This window comes from Enterobacter cloacae complex sp. 418I7 (assembly GCF_050030705.1).
GTDB lineage: Bacteria > Pseudomonadota > Gammaproteobacteria > Enterobacterales > Enterobacteriaceae > Enterobacter > Enterobacter intestinihominis.
This window is the reverse complement of sequence record NZ_JBLGUU010000001.1, coordinates 1,249,980-1,267,443: the sequence shown is the minus strand read 5'-3', so window position 1 is coordinate 1,267,443 and position 17,464 is coordinate 1,249,980. Positions and strand designations below refer to the sequence as shown.

At 54.3% G+C, this 17,464-nt stretch carries 16 protein-coding genes; 5 read left to right on the top strand and 11 right to left on the bottom strand.

Translation table 11 applies throughout. The features are described 5' to 3' along the window. Positions 1-93: 93 nt before the first annotated feature. The 7 genes from cspE to ACQG0S_RS05990 form a co-directional block, all read right to left on the bottom strand. The gene (gene cspE, locus ACQG0S_RS06020; RefSeq protein WP_002439184.1) at positions 94-303 is read right to left on the bottom strand and encodes a transcription antiterminator/RNA stability regulator CspE; all 210 of its coding nucleotides are present in this window, start codon (positions 301-303) and stop codon (positions 94-96) included. Positions 304-493: 190 nt separating this feature from the next. Then, positions 494-1,069: a lipid IV(A) palmitoyltransferase PagP gene (pagP, locus tag ACQG0S_RS06015; RefSeq protein ID WP_032621658.1), complete on the bottom strand. Its 576-nt coding sequence runs from the start codon at positions 1,067-1,069 to the stop codon at positions 494-496. Positions 1,070-1,230: 161 nt separating this feature from the next. Continuing rightward, the gene (locus tag ACQG0S_RS06010; RefSeq protein WP_426750112.1) at positions 1,231-4,347 is read right to left on the bottom strand and encodes an efflux RND transporter permease subunit; all 3,117 of its coding nucleotides are present in this window, start codon (positions 4,345-4,347) and stop codon (positions 1,231-1,233) included. After that, on the bottom strand, positions 4,344-5,543 hold the full coding sequence (locus tag ACQG0S_RS06005) for an efflux RND transporter periplasmic adaptor subunit (RefSeq protein WP_048966707.1): 1,200 nt from the start codon (positions 5,541-5,543) through the stop codon (positions 4,344-4,346). The genes ACQG0S_RS06010 and ACQG0S_RS06005 overlap by 4 nt, the downstream gene beginning before the upstream one ends. Next, positions 5,540-6,796 (bottom strand): TolC family protein, encoded by a 1,257-nt coding sequence (locus ACQG0S_RS06000; RefSeq protein ID WP_023305683.1) that lies wholly within the window; start codon positions 6,794-6,796, stop codon positions 5,540-5,542. Before ACQG0S_RS06000 ends, ACQG0S_RS06005 begins: the two co-directional genes overlap by 4 nt. A gap of 11 nt (positions 6,797-6,807) precedes the next feature. Continuing rightward, the gene (locus ACQG0S_RS05995) at positions 6,808-7,101 is read right to left on the bottom strand and encodes a copper-binding protein (RefSeq protein WP_046618907.1); all 294 of its coding nucleotides are present in this window, start codon (positions 7,099-7,101) and stop codon (positions 6,808-6,810) included. A gap of 53 nt (positions 7,102-7,154) precedes the next feature. Then, positions 7,155-7,556, bottom strand: a complete 402-nt coding sequence (locus ACQG0S_RS05990) for a hypothetical protein (RefSeq protein ID WP_023299582.1) — start codon at positions 7,554-7,556, stop codon at positions 7,155-7,157. Positions 7,557-7,898: 342 nt separating this feature from the next. On the opposite strand from ACQG0S_RS05990, the gene dcuC reads away from it, so the two are divergent. Continuing rightward, on the top strand, positions 7,899-9,266 hold the full coding sequence (gene dcuC / locus ACQG0S_RS05985) for an anaerobic C4-dicarboxylate transporter DcuC (RefSeq protein ID WP_017382481.1): 1,368 nt from the start codon (positions 7,899-7,901) through the stop codon (positions 9,264-9,266). 94 nt (positions 9,267-9,360) lie between these two features. After that, positions 9,361-10,170, top strand: a complete 810-nt coding sequence (gene rna / locus ACQG0S_RS05980) for a ribonuclease I (protein ID WP_048966708.1) — start codon at positions 9,361-9,363, stop codon at positions 10,168-10,170. Here rna and ACQG0S_RS05975 read toward each other — a convergent pair. After that, entirely contained in the window at positions 10,164-10,790 is a 627-nt protein-coding gene (locus tag ACQG0S_RS05975; RefSeq protein ID WP_023299579.1) for a flavin reductase family protein, read from the bottom strand. The two genes, rna and ACQG0S_RS05975, sit on opposite strands and share 7 nt — an antisense overlap. A gap of 262 nt (positions 10,791-11,052) precedes the next feature. Between ACQG0S_RS05975 and rnk the strand changes: the two genes are divergently transcribed. Continuing rightward, the gene (gene rnk / locus ACQG0S_RS05970; protein ID WP_022647414.1) at positions 11,053-11,463 is read left to right on the top strand and encodes a nucleoside diphosphate kinase regulator; all 411 of its coding nucleotides are present in this window, start codon (positions 11,053-11,055) and stop codon (positions 11,461-11,463) included. A gap of 139 nt (positions 11,464-11,602) precedes the next feature. On the opposite strand, the gene ACQG0S_RS05965 is transcribed toward rnk, so the two are convergent. Then, entirely contained in the window at positions 11,603-12,841 is a 1,239-nt protein-coding gene (locus ACQG0S_RS05965) for a zinc-dependent alcohol dehydrogenase (protein WP_015571156.1), read from the bottom strand. A gap of 179 nt (positions 12,842-13,020) precedes the next feature. Here ACQG0S_RS05965 and uspG point away from each other — a divergent pair, with 179 nt between their 5' ends. Continuing rightward, positions 13,021-13,449, top strand: a complete 429-nt coding sequence (gene uspG, locus ACQG0S_RS05960; RefSeq protein ID WP_046618911.1) for a universal stress protein UspG — start codon at positions 13,021-13,023, stop codon at positions 13,447-13,449. Between the two features lie 60 nt (positions 13,450-13,509). Here uspG and ahpF read toward each other — a convergent pair whose 3' ends face one another. After that, complete coding sequence (gene ahpF, locus ACQG0S_RS05955; protein ID WP_048965630.1) at positions 13,510-15,075, bottom strand: alkyl hydroperoxide reductase subunit F; 1,566 nt, start codon at positions 15,073-15,075, stop codon at positions 13,510-13,512. A gap of 188 nt (positions 15,076-15,263) precedes the next feature. Then, complete coding sequence (ahpC, locus tag ACQG0S_RS05950; protein ID WP_014882974.1) at positions 15,264-15,827, bottom strand: alkyl hydroperoxide reductase subunit C; 564 nt, start codon at positions 15,825-15,827, stop codon at positions 15,264-15,266. 621 nt (positions 15,828-16,448) lie between these two features. Here ahpC and citR point away from each other — a divergent pair. Further along, complete coding sequence (citR, locus tag ACQG0S_RS05945) at positions 16,449-17,369, top strand: DNA-binding transcriptional repressor CitR (protein ID WP_022647411.1); 921 nt, start codon at positions 16,449-16,451, stop codon at positions 17,367-17,369. Positions 17,370-17,464: the final 95 nt, after the last annotated feature.

The following is a 17,464-nucleotide window of genomic DNA, read 5'->3' as shown; positions in this document are numbered from 1 at the left end:
CCAGCTTTCTGAAGATCTATCTTTTTGGTTGATTCATAACGAAAAAAACCCGCTCATTGAGCGGGTTTTGAAATTCTTGCTGACGCGTCTGAATTACAGAGCGATTACGTTAGCAGCAGAAGGGCCTTTGGCACCGTTAGTGATTTCGAACTCTACGCGCTGACCTTCAGCCAGAGTTTTGAAACCATTAGACTGGATTGCAGAGAAGTGTACGAACACGTCTTTGCTGCCATCTTCAGGAGTAATGAAACCGAATCCTTTGGACTCATTAAACCACTTAACGTTACCTTTAATCTTAGACATCAAAATTACCTTTACATTAAAAAACGACACAAATGCTGTGTCGGGTATCAGTACAACAATTGTGAGGCGTTTTGTCCAGCGGATCTTTGATAAAAAGTGACAAAAGTCGCGTTAATTTTCGCTGTCCGATTTTTATCCTTTACATTTCAATGTCTGTGCGTTTTTTGGCCGATTTACCAGACAAATGCAGTTAAAACTGAAACCGCATCCAGGCAAAGTAAACGTTACCGTTGTTATACGTACCCGGTATGTAGGTCATCTGAAACGTTGCCGGACCATAGCCGATTGAGGCAAGCGGCAACAGTACCGGAACAGGAATGTATTTCCAGTTATCACGCGCCGTAAACCCTGCCGTATAGCCCAGTCCCAGACGGAAGTTGTCGTCTGATAACGGACGCCAGGTTTTTTCCCAGCCGTAGCCACCAATAGGCTCCCATTTATTGTAGGAGTCCTTAAACGCCATCAGGTACAGGCCATGCCAGTTACCTTTTTCATCCCAGCGAGACTGACCGAAACCAGCCCCCCACGGACGCTCGTTATAACGGTCTGTTTTTTCTTTATCGTAGGCAAAACGTGCATGCCACGTAATGGCCGGAATATAGAGATCGTAATGTTCAGGTTCGTTCCATGTTTGCGCGACGTTATCCGTGAAGGTGGTGAACCAGCTTTTATCCGCTGTATTGCTCTGTGCATTAACAGCAGACGCAAATGATAACTGCGCAATAATAAACAATAAAATCAGGGGGAATTTAATTCGTACAATCACAATGCCATTACCATATTTAGTATTCGGTGCAGACCTTAGCACAGAATACTTGAATGAACGCTTAACAGCATGGGTGTTATTCCTAATTACCATCCCGTTCCTGAGAATAGTCTGACGATACATAAACTGCATGCCTGAATAAGCACATGCAGTTGACATTTTTAACGTTGATGTAACAATTTGTAGAGTGCGGGAATAACTAACATCGACAATAACGGTGCAGTAACCATGCCACCAATCATCGGTGCAGCAATACGTTGCATCACCTCCGAGCCACTCCCATTGCCCCACATGATGGGCAGCAGTCCCGCCATAATCGTGGCGACCGTCATCACCTTCGGACGCACGCGCAGCACGGCACCTTCGTGGATCGCCCACAATAGCACCGTATTTCCCCCTTCTGGCTCAAGCCTGTGATATTTATCAAGCGCATGATTCAAATATAGAACCATAATTACGCCGAATTCTGCTGCCACCCCGGAAAGGGCGATAAAGCCAACGGCCCCCGCCACAGACAAATTATATTCAAGCAGCCATAGTAACCACACCCCACCAATAAGCGCGAAAGGCAATGTCCCCATTATTATCAGGACATTTGATATCCGCCTGAAGGTTAACCATAAAAGGACGAATATAATCATCAGCGTGACAGGTAAGACTATTTTAAGCGTCGCGGTCGCCCGTTCCAGATATTCAAACTGCCCGGACCAGGAGAGAGATACGCCCTGCGGCAATACCACCTTCTCCTCCACCCGTTTTTGCATTTCATCTACGGCGGACTTCAGATCGCGCCCGCGTAAGTCAACGTAGATCCAGCTGGAAAGGCGCGCATTTTCACTTTTTAGCATCGGTGGGCCTTCCGTCACGACGATATCGGCCAGTTCCCCCAGCGCCACCTGGCTACCGCTGGCGGTTACTACCGGCAACACCCGCAACGTGTCGACGTTATCACGCAAATCGCGGGGATAACGCAGGTTGATGGGGTACCGCTCGCGTCCCTGGATCACCTCACCAATGTTATCGCCCCCGACCAGCGTGGAGACCAGGCTTTGCAGTTCATCGACGGAAACGCCGTAGCGCGCGGCTTTTTGCCGGTCGATACGAATATCCACGTAGCGCCCGCCTTCCAGTCGCTCCGCCAGCGCCGAGGAGACGCCAGGAACGTCCTTCACCACCTGCTCAATCTGCCGGGCCACGCGCTCAATGTCGGCAATATTATTGCCGTTCACCTTAATGCCGACCGGGCTTTTGATCCCGGTTGCCAGCATGTCCAGACGGTTACGGACAGGGGGCACCCACACATTGGCAATGCCCGGCAGCGACACGGTTTTATCGAGTTCCTCCACCAGCTTTTGCGGCGTCATTCCAGGCCGCCACTGCTCGCGGGGCTTAAAGTGGATAGTTGTTTCCAGCATGGTTAATGGCGCGGGATCGGTTGCCGACTCCGCCCGACCAGCTTTGCCAAACACGCTCGCCACCTCCGGTACGCTTTTGATCAAGCGGTCCGTCTGCTGAAGCAGCCGCGATGCCTCGCGAGCAGAGATCCCCGGCAGCGTGGAGGGCATATAGAGTAAATCCCCTTCATCCAGCGGCGGCATAAACTCACTGCCCAGGCGGCTCAGCGGCCAGAGCGTGGCGATCAGCAGCAGACATGCCAGTGCCAGTGTCGTTTTCGGGAAGGTCAGTACCTTATCAAGCAGCGGCTCATACAGGCGGATCAGGAGGCGGTTTATCGGGTTTGCCTTCTCATCCGGGATTTTCCCGCGAATAAAGAAGCCCATTAGCACCGGCACCAGAGTGATCCCAAGCCCGGCGGCCACGGCCATCGACCAGGTTTTGGTGAACGCCAGCGGCGAGAACATTCGCCCCTCCTGCGCTTCCAGCGAAAATACCGGTATAAATGACAGCGTGATGATTAACAGGCTGCAAAACAGCGCCGGTCCCACTTCAACCGCCGCCTTTTCCGCCAGACGCCAGTACTCTCCCGACGCAGGCTCCTTGCCCGGATTATCATGCCGCCACTGCTCCAGCACCTTGTGCATGTTTTCAATCATGACAATTGCCGCATCCACCATCGCTCCGATGGCAATGGCGATCCCGCCGAGCGACATCATATTCGCGTTAATGCCCTGATAGTGCATCACCACAAAAGCCCCGAGGATCCCCAGCGGCAGAGAAACCATCGCCACCAGCGCGGAACGCAGGTGGAACAGGAACAGCGCGCACACCAGTACCACCACGGCAAACTCTTCGAGCAGCTTGTGCGTCAGCGTTTTGACCGACTCCTCAATCAGCGTGGAGCGATCGTAGACCGGAACAATCTCGACGCCCTGCGGCAGCGTTTTTTGCAGCTCGCTCAGTTTCGCTTTTACCGCGCGAAGGGTTTCCAGCGCGTTCTGCCCGTAGCGCATCACGATTACGCCGCCAGCAACCTCCCCTTCACCGTTAAGCTCCGCCACGCCCCGGCGGATCTCCGGGCCAATGCCAATGGTGGCGACATCTTTCAGCAGGACAGGTACGCCATCGCGGGTGGCGATCACCACATTGCGAAAATCCTCCAGCGAGCGCAAATAGCCCATTGTCCGCACCATATACTCCGCTTCGCCCATCTCCAGCAGGGCGCCGCCGCTCTCTTTATTGGCGGCCTGCACCGCGCCGGATAGCTGGCTGTGGGTAATATTCAGCGCGCGCATTTCCGCCGGGTCCGCCACGATCTGATACTGACGCACCATTCCGCCAATGCTTGCCACTTCAGATACATTCGGTACCGTCTTAAGCTCGAACTTAAGCGTCCAGTCCTGAAGGGCCCGCAGATCTGCCAGGCTGTGTTTTCCACTACGGTCGATCAGCGCATATTCGTAGATCCAGCCGACGCCCGTCGCATCCGGCCCCAGCGACACCTTCACGCCCGGCGGAAACTGCGCCTGTATCTGGCTTAAATATTCCAGCACCCGGGATCGCGCCCAGTAGAGATCGGTGCCATCCTCAAACAGCACATACACATAAGCGTCACCAAACATTGAAAAACCGCGCACGGTTTTGGCACCCGGCACAGACAACATGGAGGTTGTCAGCGGCCAGGTCACCTGATCTTCAATCACCTGCGGCGCTTTCCCGGGGTAACTCGCTTTGATAATGACCTGCACATCAGACAGATCGGGCAACGCGTCCAGCGGCGCGTGCTGCACCGCCCACCAGCCCCAGCCGGCCATCATCAGCGCGGCCAGGATCACCAGCAGGCGGTTACGCAACGAGGCGCGAATCACAGCGGCAATCATGGCGTCACCTCCGGCATCACGCTACGCAGGCTGGCTTCGGAATCAATCAGGAATTGCCCGGACGTCACCACCTTATCGCCCTCTTTGACCCCGGACAGGATCGCCGTCCAGCCCTGCGCCGTCAGGCCGGTTTTCACTGTCACAGGCTGAAAATAACCGTCCCCGGTAGCCAGCAGCAGACGCGCAGACTCTCCGCTGTTAATCACCGCTTCTTCCGGCACCGCCAGCACCTGCGGGCCTTTCAGCTCTTCCGCACGGCTGACGGAGAGGTACATGCCCGGCTTCAGCTTATGTGCGGAATTTTCCAGCACGATACGGGCTTTCAGGGTTCGCGTGGCCACCTCCATCTGCGGCAGCAATTCGCTGACCGTGCCGTGGAACTGCTCCCCCGGCCAGCTTTCTGAGGTTGCTACCACCTTGCTGCCCACCGCCAGAGACTGCGCCTGCGTTTGCGGGTAGTCGACCACCAGCCAGACCGGATCGAGGCTGGCGATCTCAAACAGCGGCGCCGTTGCGGTGATTTGCGCCCCTTCCCGCACGTCCAGCTTCACCACATAGCCCGCCCGGTCGGTGCGCAGAATGAGCGTGGTCTGCGGCTTACCGCTACGCTCCAGCAAACGAATGACCTCTTCTGGCATAAACTGCAACGCCAGCCGCTCGCGAGCGGCGCGGGTCAATGCGGCATCGCCAAGCTGACGAACCGCGAGATACTCCTGCTGGGCGGCGGTCCACTGCGGGATCCACAGTTGCGCCAGCGCCTCTCCGGCTTTTACCTGCTGCTGCGGCGCATTAACAAACAATTTTGACACCACGCCATTGGCCGGGGCTGACAACACCGAGACGTTACGTTCATCCGTTGCAACCGTGGCAAAGGCCGAGAACGGCGAAACCAGCTGGCGCATCTCAACGTTGGCGGTTTTCATCCCCAGGTTTTGCTGCTGTTGAGTGCTGATGGCCACGCCTGACGCCGCCTGCGCTTCATCGGCGTAGCGTGGGACCAGATCCATATCCATAAAAGGGGATTTACCCGGCTTATCGAAGCGCTGACCGGGCACCATGGGGTCGTACCAGTAAAGCACCTTGCGTTCTGAGGGTTGTGAAGCCGCATCCGGCTGATGCGTCTGCTTCTGTCCGACAAAATAGCCGCCAGCGACAGCTATCGTGATGGCAATCGCCATTAACGTTGTTTTTTTCATTGCGCCAGCTCCTGCGGGATCAGCCAGTTCACGGCAGCCCAGGTTCGCGCCATTTCGCGCTCCGCCTGGTTCGCCGCCAGTTCCGTATCCAGTACGCCACGACGCGCCTCCAGCAGGGCCGGAAGCGCCGACTGTCCAGAACGATATTGCGCCGTCAGCACCGCCAGCCGTTGTCGCTGCAACGGTAGTACCTCATCCCGCTGACGCTGCCACACCGTTTGCGCAGCCTGATACTGCGCCACCAGCGTTTGCACCTGGGCAATGTGTTCGCGTTTGAGCAGCGTCAGTTGATCCACCGCCTGCATTGAGCGGGAAACATCGGCGGCGTAATCCTTGTCCTGACGTTTTGACTGGAACAAAGGCAGATCCACGCTGAACATCACGCCAGCCATATCGTCATAGCCTTCGGCGCGGTGGGCGTAATAGACCTCCACATCCACATCGGGTATCGCTGCCACGGCAGATTGCGCTGAACGCGCTTTCGCGGTCTCTGCTTCACGTCGCGCGGCCTCCACTTCCGGGTGTCTGGCAATCCCCTCCTGCAACGTTTTTTCATCGGCAGGAAGGCGCTGATAGCGCGGCAGCGGACCGCGAACCGCCGTAATAGCGTGCCCTGTTAGCTCCAGCAGACGGCTTTGCGCCAGCTGCACATCCCGCTGCGCCAGCGTCTCTTTGTCGCGCATGGCGCTGAGGATCATTTGCAGGGCCAGTACGCTGTCCGGCGTTGCGCCTCCCGCCCCGACGCTCGCCTTCTGCACGCCCCGCTGGCGTTCCGTTTCACGGACCAGCGTTCTGGCCGTTTTCAGCGCCTGCTGTGCCAGCGCCAGATCCAGCCAGGCCTGGGCGGTATCACGCTGAAGCGCGGCACGTACGGCCTCGGATTTTGCCAGCACGCTTCGCGCCTGCGCCTGAAAAGTCTGTGCTTTACGTTCCCGCTTCTCTGAGCTGACGTAGCTTTGCATGATGCCAACCTTCTGCATGGTCATCCCTTCGCGCGTAAGCCGCCGATCGTTGCTGCCCTGTACCGGCACGTTTTCAATACCGAATTTCAGTTTTGGATCAGGTAATTGCGTGGCGGAATCCGCCATCGCATCCAGCGCCTGCGCTTCGTTACGGCTGGCGGAGAGTTCTGCCGAGTAGCGCTGGGCTTCGGTCAGGGTGTGTTCGAGCGTCCACGGCTCCGCCTGCGCGGCGGAGGTTAACAGGCCGAACAACACCCCACCGAGCCACAGGCTCAGTGTGTGTTGTTTCATGGTGACCTCGCTTAGCGCGCTGGCGTCAGCGAGATAATCTGGAAACCGTCACCCGCACGCTCAAGCGTGAAGGTCACCTCATCCCCCGGTTTGGCGCCATTCAGCGTGGCACCCGAAGATAAAGTAAACGGCATGGTCATCGCTGGCCATTTTAGTTCCGGTATGGCCTCGTGACGGAGCATGACGGCATTGTCAGAGATCGACTGAACCACGCCGCGGCCCTGCCAGGTCTGGTTTGCCTGAACGGTATAAGAAGCGAAAGAGATGGACGCGCCAACCAGCGCGGAAAGGAATAGGGTACGCATGATAAAACTCCTGTTAAACGTTAAGTAAATAAAATCAACGAATTAACAGGTTTTTACTCCCGAAACCGGCAATAGCGGATCGTTGCCGGCGGCCCCACAGCAGGAGGGGTAACAGACCACGCAGAATGGCTTGCAGATGAACACTCTGGCGTCGTTAAGGTCAGCGTCATGGCGGCAGGCAGCGCCACCAGATGCGGCTGGGCAGGTTCTTTTTGTACCTGATCCGGCACACAATGTTTTTCACACAGCGGTGAAGCACCGGCAGCATAATGCAGCCCCGGTTCCGCCATCATATCCATATGCTGGATGGTGGCCACCTCACCGCGCAAATCCATTGAACATTGATGGGAGGCAACGGCCACCTGACTCTGGATTAACAGCCAGCCAAACGCCAGCAAAAACATCAGCAGATGTTTTTTGATAAAGCGCAGGCGATACGTCCAGCTGGCGTGCATATTCAGATCGTCGGATAGGGTAAAAGTGAACCGAGTATAAGCAGGCAAAAGAATGAAAGAGAAGTAGTTTTAAAGAGATTTACGTTTTTAAATCGATTGTCGGCAAGTAATACTCAAAACCTTAACACTTCACCATCAATTTAATGACATATAATATCTATTCATCAGGTCAATAACGTCTTAATATAAATGACGCAGGGTTAGCAAAAATATCGTCATCATTGCCTTTAGTAGTCTCTTTCTTGATTTTAATCAGCAAGGACTGGCCATTTATTCGGCACATTTCAGGCTTCTTTTTTATTGATTATTTGTCTCTCGGGCAGCAAGGATACAGGGGAAATCATGCTTACTTTTCTCGAACTCCTCATTGGAGTCGTGGTCATTGTCGGTGTAGCACGCTACATCATTAAAGGTTACTCAGCCACCGGCGTGCTATTTGTCGGCGGCCTGACGCTGCTGATCATTAGCGCGCTAATGGGTCATCAGGTTTTACCCGCCAGCGAAGCCAGCACCGGATATACCGCTACCGATATTGTGGAATATATAAAAATTCTGCTGATGAGCCGCGGCGGCGACCTGGGCATGATGATCATGATGCTCTGCGGATTTGCTGCCTATATGACCCATATCGGCGCGAATGATATGGTGGTAAAGCTGGCTTCTAAGCCGCTGCAATATATTAACTCCCCCTATCTGCTGATGGTCGCGGCTTATTTCCTGGCCTGTCTGATGTCATTAGCCGTTTCCTCAGCAACAGGCCTTGGCGTGCTGTTAATGGCGACGTTATTCCCGGTAATGGTTAACGTCGGGATCAGCCGTGGCGCAGCGGCGGCTATTTGCGCCTCTCCGGCGGCGATTATTCTCTCCCCTACTTCCGGTGACGTGGTGCTGGCAGCGAAAGCCGCGGAAATGTCGCTGATTGACTTCGCCTTCAAAACCACACTGCCAATCTCCATCACCGCTATTCTCGGCATGGGCGTGGCGCATTTCTTCTGGCAACGCTACCTCGATAAGAAAGAGAACGTCAGCCATGAGATGATGGACGTCAGTGAAATCACCACTACCGCCCCGGCGTTTTATTCCATCCTGCCCTTCACGCCGATTATTGGCGTGCTTATTTTTGACGGCAAATGGGGCCCTCAGCTGCACATCATCACTATCCTGGTGATCTGTATGCTGCTGGCGGCCATCCTGGAATTTGTTCGTGGCTTTAATACCCAGAAGGTGTTCACGGGTCTTGAAGTCGCCTTCCGCGGTATGGCGGATGCCTTCGCGGGCGTGGTGATGCTGCTGGTTGCCGCAGGGGTGTTTGCTCAGGGGCTGAGCACAATCGGCTTTATCCAGAGCCTGATCTCTATCGCCACCTCGTTCGGCTCGGCCAGCATTATCCTGATGCTGGTGCTGGTGGTACTGACCATGCTGGCGGCGATGACTACCGGCTCCGGTAACGCGCCGTTCTATGCGTTTGTTGAGATGATCCCTAAGCTGGCACACTCCTCCGGCATCAACCCGGCTTACCTGTCCATTCCGATGCTCCAGGCCTCCAACCTGGGTCGTACCATTTCTCCGGTATCGGGCGTGGTGGTTGCGGTGGCGGGGATGGCAAAAATCTCTCCGTTTGAAGTGGTAAAACGCACGTCAGTGCCGGTGCTGGTTGGCCTGATTATCGTTATTATCGCCACCGAAGTGCTGGTTCCCGGCGCTGCCTAAGCGAAATTCCTGCTTTCCAAAAAGCGCCTGCGGGCGCTTTTTGTGCTTTAATAACCCCCAGAAATTAATCGCGCCCAACCAATCAGGAAAGCAAATGTTCAGGAAGGATATCGTTATCCCGTCTGGCGCAGTAGCGCTTGCACTCTGTGTCTTCTCAATTCAGGCAGATCCGCTTAAGCCAACCCAGTACGGCGATTTCGATCGCTACGTTCTGGCTCTTTCCTGGCAAACGGGATTTTGCCAGAGTATGGTCGAACGCAACCGTGACGAACCGGAAGAGTGTCGCCTGCAAAAAGAGAGCAGCAACAAAGCCGATTTTCTGACCGTCCACGGCTTATGGCCAGCACTGCCGAAATCTATTGCCGCTCGCGGAGTGGATGAACGCCGCTGGATGCGCTTCGGCTGTGCCACTCGTCCGGTTCCGAATATGCCGGAAGCAAAAGCCAGCCGCAAATGTGACGCCGCAGAGACCGGACTATCGCTAACGGGCGCGGCAAAGCTTAACAGCGTGATGCCCGGCGCGGGCGGCAACTCCTGCCTTGAACGTTATGAATACGCGAAACACGGCGTATGCTTTGGTTTTGATCCCGACGCTTACTTCGGCACCATGGTGCGCATGAACCAGGAAGTGAAAAATAGTGCGGTTGGGGAATTTCTGGCGGAAAACTATGGCAAGACCGTCCGCCGTAGCGATTTTGATGCAGCCGTGGCCAAAAGCTGGGGGAAACAGAACGTAAAAGCGTTCAAGCTTACCTGCCATGGCAATCCGGCTTATCTGACCGAGATGCAGATCTCGCTAAAATCCAGCACCATTAACAACTCGCTCTCAGCCAGCACCTTTGCGCCACAGCCGCATCCGGGCAACTGCGGCAAACAGTTTGTTATCGATAAAGCTGGTTACTGATTGTTCCTGCGCGCATCCGGGCGTACCAGATCGAAGCGATGGCTGTCGCTGATGCCGTAGTAGGCGGACGGTCCACCCGCACGCAGAATGGGCTGCGCTTTCGCGGTCTGGTAAATCCCCTCTTCCAGCAAACTCTCAGCGATATGGACGCCCACCACTTCGCCGAGCACCAGCCAGGTATCAATCGGTGTCCCATCCGCGCCGGTCAACTGAATGCACTGTGACAATCGACACTCGAAATTCACCGGGCTTTCCGCCACGCGCGGCGAGCTCACAAGCTGGCTGGCTACGGGCGTCAGGCCGGCAAAGGTAAATTCATCCTCGCCATGAGGGAGTGTGGCGGAGGTTTCATTCATCGCCTCAGCCAGATCGCGCGTTGCGAGGTTCCAGACAAACTCTTCCGTTTCGGTAATATTCCGCACGCTATCCTTCCAGCCGTTGCTGGAAAAACCAATGATCGGTGGGCGATAGTTAAAGCAGTTAAAGAAGCTGTACGGGGCAAGGTTCAGTTGACCGGCCTTATCACAGGATGAAATCCAGCCAATCGGACGCGGACCGATAATGGCGTTCAGCGGGTCGTGCGGCAGACCGTGCCCCTGAGACGGTTGGTAAAAGTACATATCGCTCTCTCTACGCTGGGGCTGCAATGCGCATTGCCCGGTTTAAGTTTTACCAGCGTAACGAAATTTCCGTTCAGCGTGAATCGGGATGCCGGGTTTATTGCCAAAAATTCATATGGCGCACGAATGTGACCTTCATCACTTCAAACTTAGGGTTTCAGACAGTATCATCAGATAAGTTAAACCCTCGCTGCCAGACGGCGAGGGTTTTCTTTTGGATTGGTTTCTGCGTTACACGCAGCATTAACGACATGGAGTAAAAATGTCCAGACCTACGATTATCATCAATGAACTCGACGCAGAACGTATTGACCGACTGTTGGAGAAACCAGAATTCGCCTCGCTGCCGGTAGCCGATGCGCTGAACGAAGAGCTAGACCGGGCGCAGATGTGTACGCCTGAGACCATGCCGCATGATGTGGTCACCATGAACAGCCAGGTGAAGTTCCGCAACCTGACCACCGGGGAGGAACTCACCCGTACGCTGGTCTATCCGGCGCAGATGACCGACAGCAGCATGCAGCTTTCGGTGCTGGCACCCGTGGGCGCGGCGCTGCTTGGACTGCGCACGGGCGATACTATCCACTGGGAACTCCCGGGCGGCGCCTCAGCCCATCTGGAAGTGCTTGAGCTGCTCTACCAGCCCGAAGCCGCTGGCGATTACCTGCGTTAATCCCTTCTGAACAAGCGACCCCGCTTTGCACAGAGGATGCACCTGCATCCTCTTTCCGCAAATTCACCCGATTGTCTTATATCGGACAAAAACCGCTTAATCCATGTTTACTCTGTCGTAGTGCCGTGGGGACGAAACCTCACACAACGCCGCCGGGGAAGGCATTCACCAGTCCCTTCACTTTCTGCTGCGCTGCCTCCGGGGTGTCTGCGCCAGGCACCAGGATCACCTTGCGGCACTCCTCCTCCCGTTTTTCGAAGATCTTATAGGCGCGCTCCGCATCAGCCAGCGGAAGATAGTGGGTCACAATATCTTCCGGTGTAAGCAACCCTTTTTCGATAAGCGGCAGCAGCTCTCCCAGCCAGGCGTGGACGTGCGTCTGCCCCATCTTAAAGCTCAGCCCTTTATCGAAGGCATCGCCAAACAGGAAGCCATGGATGAAACCGGCGTACACGCCCGGCACGCTGACCACGCCGCCGCGTCGCACCGCAGCAATGCATTGGCGCAGGGCTTTGCCGCTGCTGCCTTCAATTTTCAGGTTACTGAGGATCGTTTCCGTCGTGCTGCCTTTGGCCTCAAACCCGACGGCATCAATCACCGCATCCACCCCGCGCTGCCCGGCCGTTTGCTCAATGATTTTCTCCGCCGCGTCGTTATCGTCATCAAAGTTAATCGGGATCGCGCCGTAGCGCTCCTGGGCAAACCGCAGTCGATAGGGATGATGGTCAACCACAAAAATCTGCTCTGCGCCGAGAAGCCGCGCGCAGGCAATGGTCAGTAACCCCACCGGCCCGGCCCCGAATACGGCGACGCTGGAGCCTTTCTGGATCTGCGCATTTTTCGCCGCCTGCCAGGCGGTAGGCAGAATATCTGACAGGAAAAGCGCTTTGTCGTCTGACAGCAGCTGAGGCACTTTAAACGGCCCCACGTTGCCTTTCGGCACGCGCACATACTCCGCCTGTCCGCCCGGCACGCCGCCGTAAAGATGGCTGTAGCCAAACAGCGCGGCAGGGGCGGGAATTTGCTTTTTGTTCAGCGCCGCGCCCTGCCCGCGGTTCGTGTTTTCGCAGGCCGCGTACTGTTGCATCTGGCAAAAGAAACAGTCACCGCAGGCAATCACAAACGGGATCACCACCCGGTCACCTTTCTGCACGTTCTTCACTTCGCTCCCGCACTCCACCACCTCGCCCATAAATTCATGACCAAAGATATCGCCGTGCTGGACCTTGGGAATTTTTCCGCGATAAAGATGCAAATCAGAACCACAGATCGCCGTGGCTGTTACGCGCAGGATGATATCGTCAGGCTGTTCGATGCCCGGATCGGGGACATTATCGACCCGAACATGATGTGGACCGTGATAGGTGAGAGCTTTCATGCAACCTCCGAAAGGGTGTGGGTAAGCTTATAAAAGGGTAGCTACCTCTCGGGATATGCCCCGGAATCCGCCTGTTTTGAGATTTATCCTGGCGAGATAAAAGTGCTGTCGGGATTACAGAAACCATTTATATTTTGTGGTTGAATGATTGCAGCGTTTATAAACAAGGAGAAACGGGTATGTATCAAACAATCATTATGCCGGTTGATGTTTTCGAAATGGAACTGAGTGATAAGGCTGTACGTCATGCGGAATTTCTCGCGCAGCAGGACGGAGTTATTCATCTTCTGCATGTTTTACCGGGCACTGCCAGCCTGAGCCTGCATCGTTTCGCTGCTGATGTGCGTCGTTTTGAAGAGCATTTACAGCATGAAGCCGAGACGCGCCTGCAAACCATGGTCGGGCACTTCAGCATCGATCCTTCCCGCATAAAAACCCACGTCCGGTTCGGTAGCGTGCGTGACGCCGTTAATGAACTGGCCGCGGAGCTGAACGCAGACGTGGTGGTGATTGGTTCGCGCAACCCGTCTATCACCACTCACCTGCTGGGGTCGAACGCCTCCAGCGTGATCCGCCACACCCACATTCCGGTGATGGTCGTCAGATAAAAAAAAGAGGCCACCTTTTGGTGGCCTCTTGTATTGCAGGTGTCGTCTTGCTTTCTTTTATTATGCAGTTTTGGTGCGGATCAGGTAATCAAACGAGCTCAGCGACGCTTTCGCCCCTTCGCCAGTGGCGATGATGATCTGTTTGTACGGCACGGTGGTGCAGTCGCCCGCCGCAAATACGCCCTTCACGCTGGTTTCGCATTTCGCATCGATGATGATCTCGCCCATGCGGTTACGCTCAATAGCGCCTTCCAGCCAGGTGGTGTTTGGCAGCAGGCCAATCTGAACAAAGATCCCTGCCAGCGCTACGCTGTGGATATCGCCGCTCACGCGGTCACGGTATTCCAGACCAGTCACTTTGCTGCCGTCGCCTTTCACTTCTGTCGTCTGGGCATTGAGCACAATGTCGACGTTATTCAGGCTACGCACCTTATCCTGCAACACCTGGTCCGCTTTCATCTCAGGGGCGAACTCCAGCAGGGTAACGTGTTCCACAATTCCCGCCAGATCGATAGCCGCTTCCACGCCGGAGTTACCGCCGCCGATCACCGCGACGCGTTTACCTTTGAACAGCGGGCCGTCACAGTGGGGGCAATAGGTCACGCCTTTGGTGCGATACTGATCTTCGCCCGGGACGTTCATGTTGCGCCATTTCGCGCCGGTGGCAATGATCACGCTGCGCGCCTTCAGCACCGCGCCGGACGCCGTTTCAATCTGGTGCAAACCACCCTCGACCGCCGCCGGAACCAGTTTGCTGGCGCTCTGGCTGTCAATGACATCCACGTCGTAGTCGCTGACGTGCGCTTTCAGCGCACCGGCCAGCTTCTGGCCTTCGGTTTTCGGCACGGAAATGTAGTTTTCAATGTCTACGGTATCCAGAACCTGACCACCGAAACGCTCGCCCATCAGACCGGTACGGATCCCCTTACGTGCGGAGTAAACCGCTGCCGCCGCGCCCGCCGGACCGGAGCCAACAATCAGCACGTCGTACGCATCACGTTGGTTCAACTCTTCCGCCGCACGTTTTTCTGCGCCGGTATCCACTTTGGCGATGATTTCGGTCAGCGTCATACGCCCCTGGCCGAACTCCTGACCATTCAGGTAAACCGCTGGAACGCCCATCACGTTGCGCTCGGTGATTTCGTTCTGGAACGTACCGCCGTCAATCGCCGTGTGCTTAATGCGTGGGTTGAGCACTGACATCAGGTTCAGCGCCTGCACCACGTCCGGGCAGTTGTGGCAGGAGAGCGAGTAATAGGTTTCAAACTCAAAATCACCGTCGATATCGCGGATCTGCTCCAGCAGCGCCTGCGCTTCTTTTGACGGATGACCACCGGTCCACAGCAGCGCCAGCACCAGGGACGTAAATTCGTGCCCCAGCGGAGAACCCGCGAAACGCGGCCCCTGGTCAGACCCTGGGTTGGCGATCAGGAAAGAAGGCTTACGGACTGCCAGCGTGTTGTCTTCTTTGAAGGTCACTTTCGGCGACAGCTCAGCAATCTCTGTCAGCAGCGCTTTGATTTCTGCCGATTTCGCGCTGTCGTCCAGCGTGGCAATCAGCTCAACAGGTTTGGTCAGTTTCTCAAGGTAGGCCTTGAGCTGGGTTTTCATGTTAGTGTCGAGCATTATTCTTCCCTCTCTTAAAACGTCATCATGCAAGCCGCCTTATACGGGCTGCCTGAATGCAACTTGCATCATGGTGCTGGAATGAAATGGGCGCGGGGAGCGCCCATTGATTGCCGGGTGGCACTTCGTTTACCCGGCCTACGAAACTGTAGGCCTGTGCAAGCGTAGCGCCGCCAGGCTTTACAGACTTAGATCTTGCCGACCAGGTCCAGAGATGGCGCCAGCGTCGCTTCGCCTTCTTTCCATTTCGCCGGGCACACTTCGCCTGGGTGAGAAGCAACGTACTGAGCCGCCTTCACTTTGCGCAGCAGGTCAGATGCATCACGGCCGATACCTTCAGCGGTAACTTCGATAGCCTGGATAATGCCCTGCGGGTCAACAACGAAGGTCGCACGGTCAGCCAGGCCTTCATCTTCACGCATGTTGTCGAAGTTACGGGTCAGGGCGCCAGTCGGGTCGCCGATCATCGCGTATTTGATTTTCGCGATAGTTTCAGAGCTGCTGTGCCACGCTTTGTGGGTGAAGTGGGTATCGGTAGAAACAGAGTAAACGTCTACGCCCAGCTTTTGCAGTTCTTCGTAGTGGTCTGCAACGTCGCCCAGTTCGGTCGGGCAAACGAAGGTGAAGTCAGCCGGATAGAAGAAGAACACGCTCCAGCGGCCTTCGGTATCTTTCTCAGTAACTTCGATGAACTCACCGTTTTTGAACGCCTGGTTTTTGAAAGGTTTAATTTTGGTGTTAATCAAGGACATCTGTACTTCCTCCGTGTTTTCGTTGAGGTGTAAGGTAACCAACTTTGTTCATCGGGGCTAATGCGTATGCTTTATCAAATCAATCAGCCAAACCTTACAACAGCAACAAGACAGCAAGGTGAACCTTTTACAGGAAAGCCTGAAAGTAAAAAGGCCGCCTCAACGGGCGGCCCTGATACCTGAATTCCCCGCAGGTACATTCAGTGCCAGCCGAAGCTGGCGTTGCGTTGCGCTCTACATACCTTGTATCAAGGCCGTAACAGCGGTTTGATTACAGCACCCCTGCGCGCAATGAGCAATGCATAAGAGGGATAGTCCTGCCTATGGCTGTGATAGGCAGATTCGAACAGGTCATTGAAACATTATAAATTTAATTTCATTATGGGTTTCACGCTATATATAAACGCCATTTGTCATTCAAATAATTCAATCACACTTTAAAGATAAAATTATCTTAATAACTCTTGAAGATATGTTTCAATAATCCAAAGCCGTGATATATTAAGATCACTTAAATTTTAAATTAAGCGAGTTATTCACACGGATTGTAAAGGGTAACTACACTCTGTCGTACTCCATGGTGTGATAACGACAGCAAACTCAACTCACTCAGGACGAAACATGGCAAACCTCTACGACCTAAAAAAATTCGATCTCAATCTGTTAGTTATCTTCGAATGCATTTACCAACATCTCAGTATCAGTAGGGCTGCCGAGACGCTTTATATCACACCATCCGCCGTCAGCCAGTCGCTGCAACGCCTGCGCGGTCAGCTTGATGACCCCCTGTTTATCCGTTCAGGGAAGGGAATTACGCCCACCACGGTAGGTACCAACTTGCATCATCATCTGGAAAAAAATCTCAATCAGCTTGAGCAGACGATCAACATGATGCATCACTCGGACATCAAGAAAAAGTTCGTTATCTATTGCACTCAAATGGTGTCTCCTGGTTCGATGCTGGAACCGTTGAAGCTTTTAATATCTGAGGAGAATTATGAGATAGAACAAAGAGATATGCTTATTTCCTCCGAATCAGCGGAAGATTTGTTGGCCTATCGTAAAGCCGATCTCATCTTCTCTATCGCACCTATCCACAATCGCTCTGTGGTCTGCACCCACTTCACTACGGTGCCGATAGCCTTAATCTGTAGAGCAGACCACCCAAGGCTCGCTGACACAGCTACGGTGGACGCGCTATACCAGGAGAAATTCACTTTTTACCAGAGTGCTCATCCGGGTGTAAAAGAGTTCCAGAGTCGGGCCAATGACGCTTTTCCGGAAAGAAATATTGCTTTTCGCACCGACTCCCTTAGCTCTCTCATCTCTATGGTCAGTTCATCTGATTTGTTAGGCTATATCCCCGTGTCGATCTATGAAACATTTAAAGAATCTTTGAAATTAAAAAGGCTTGAGCCACCGTTTGCGCTGCCTGAATTAAAGATCTATATGCTCTACGGCCGTTCATCACTGAATAGCTCTGTTTTTTCAACATTCATTGAAAAAATGCATAAGCTCTGCGTTTCTCCGCCGTCTGCGTAAAATACATTTGCATGGTGAATATAATTAAAGCGAACCGAAAAAAATGACTCCGTGAAATTAAGGATAAATAATTCCATAATATCGTTTTGATTTTC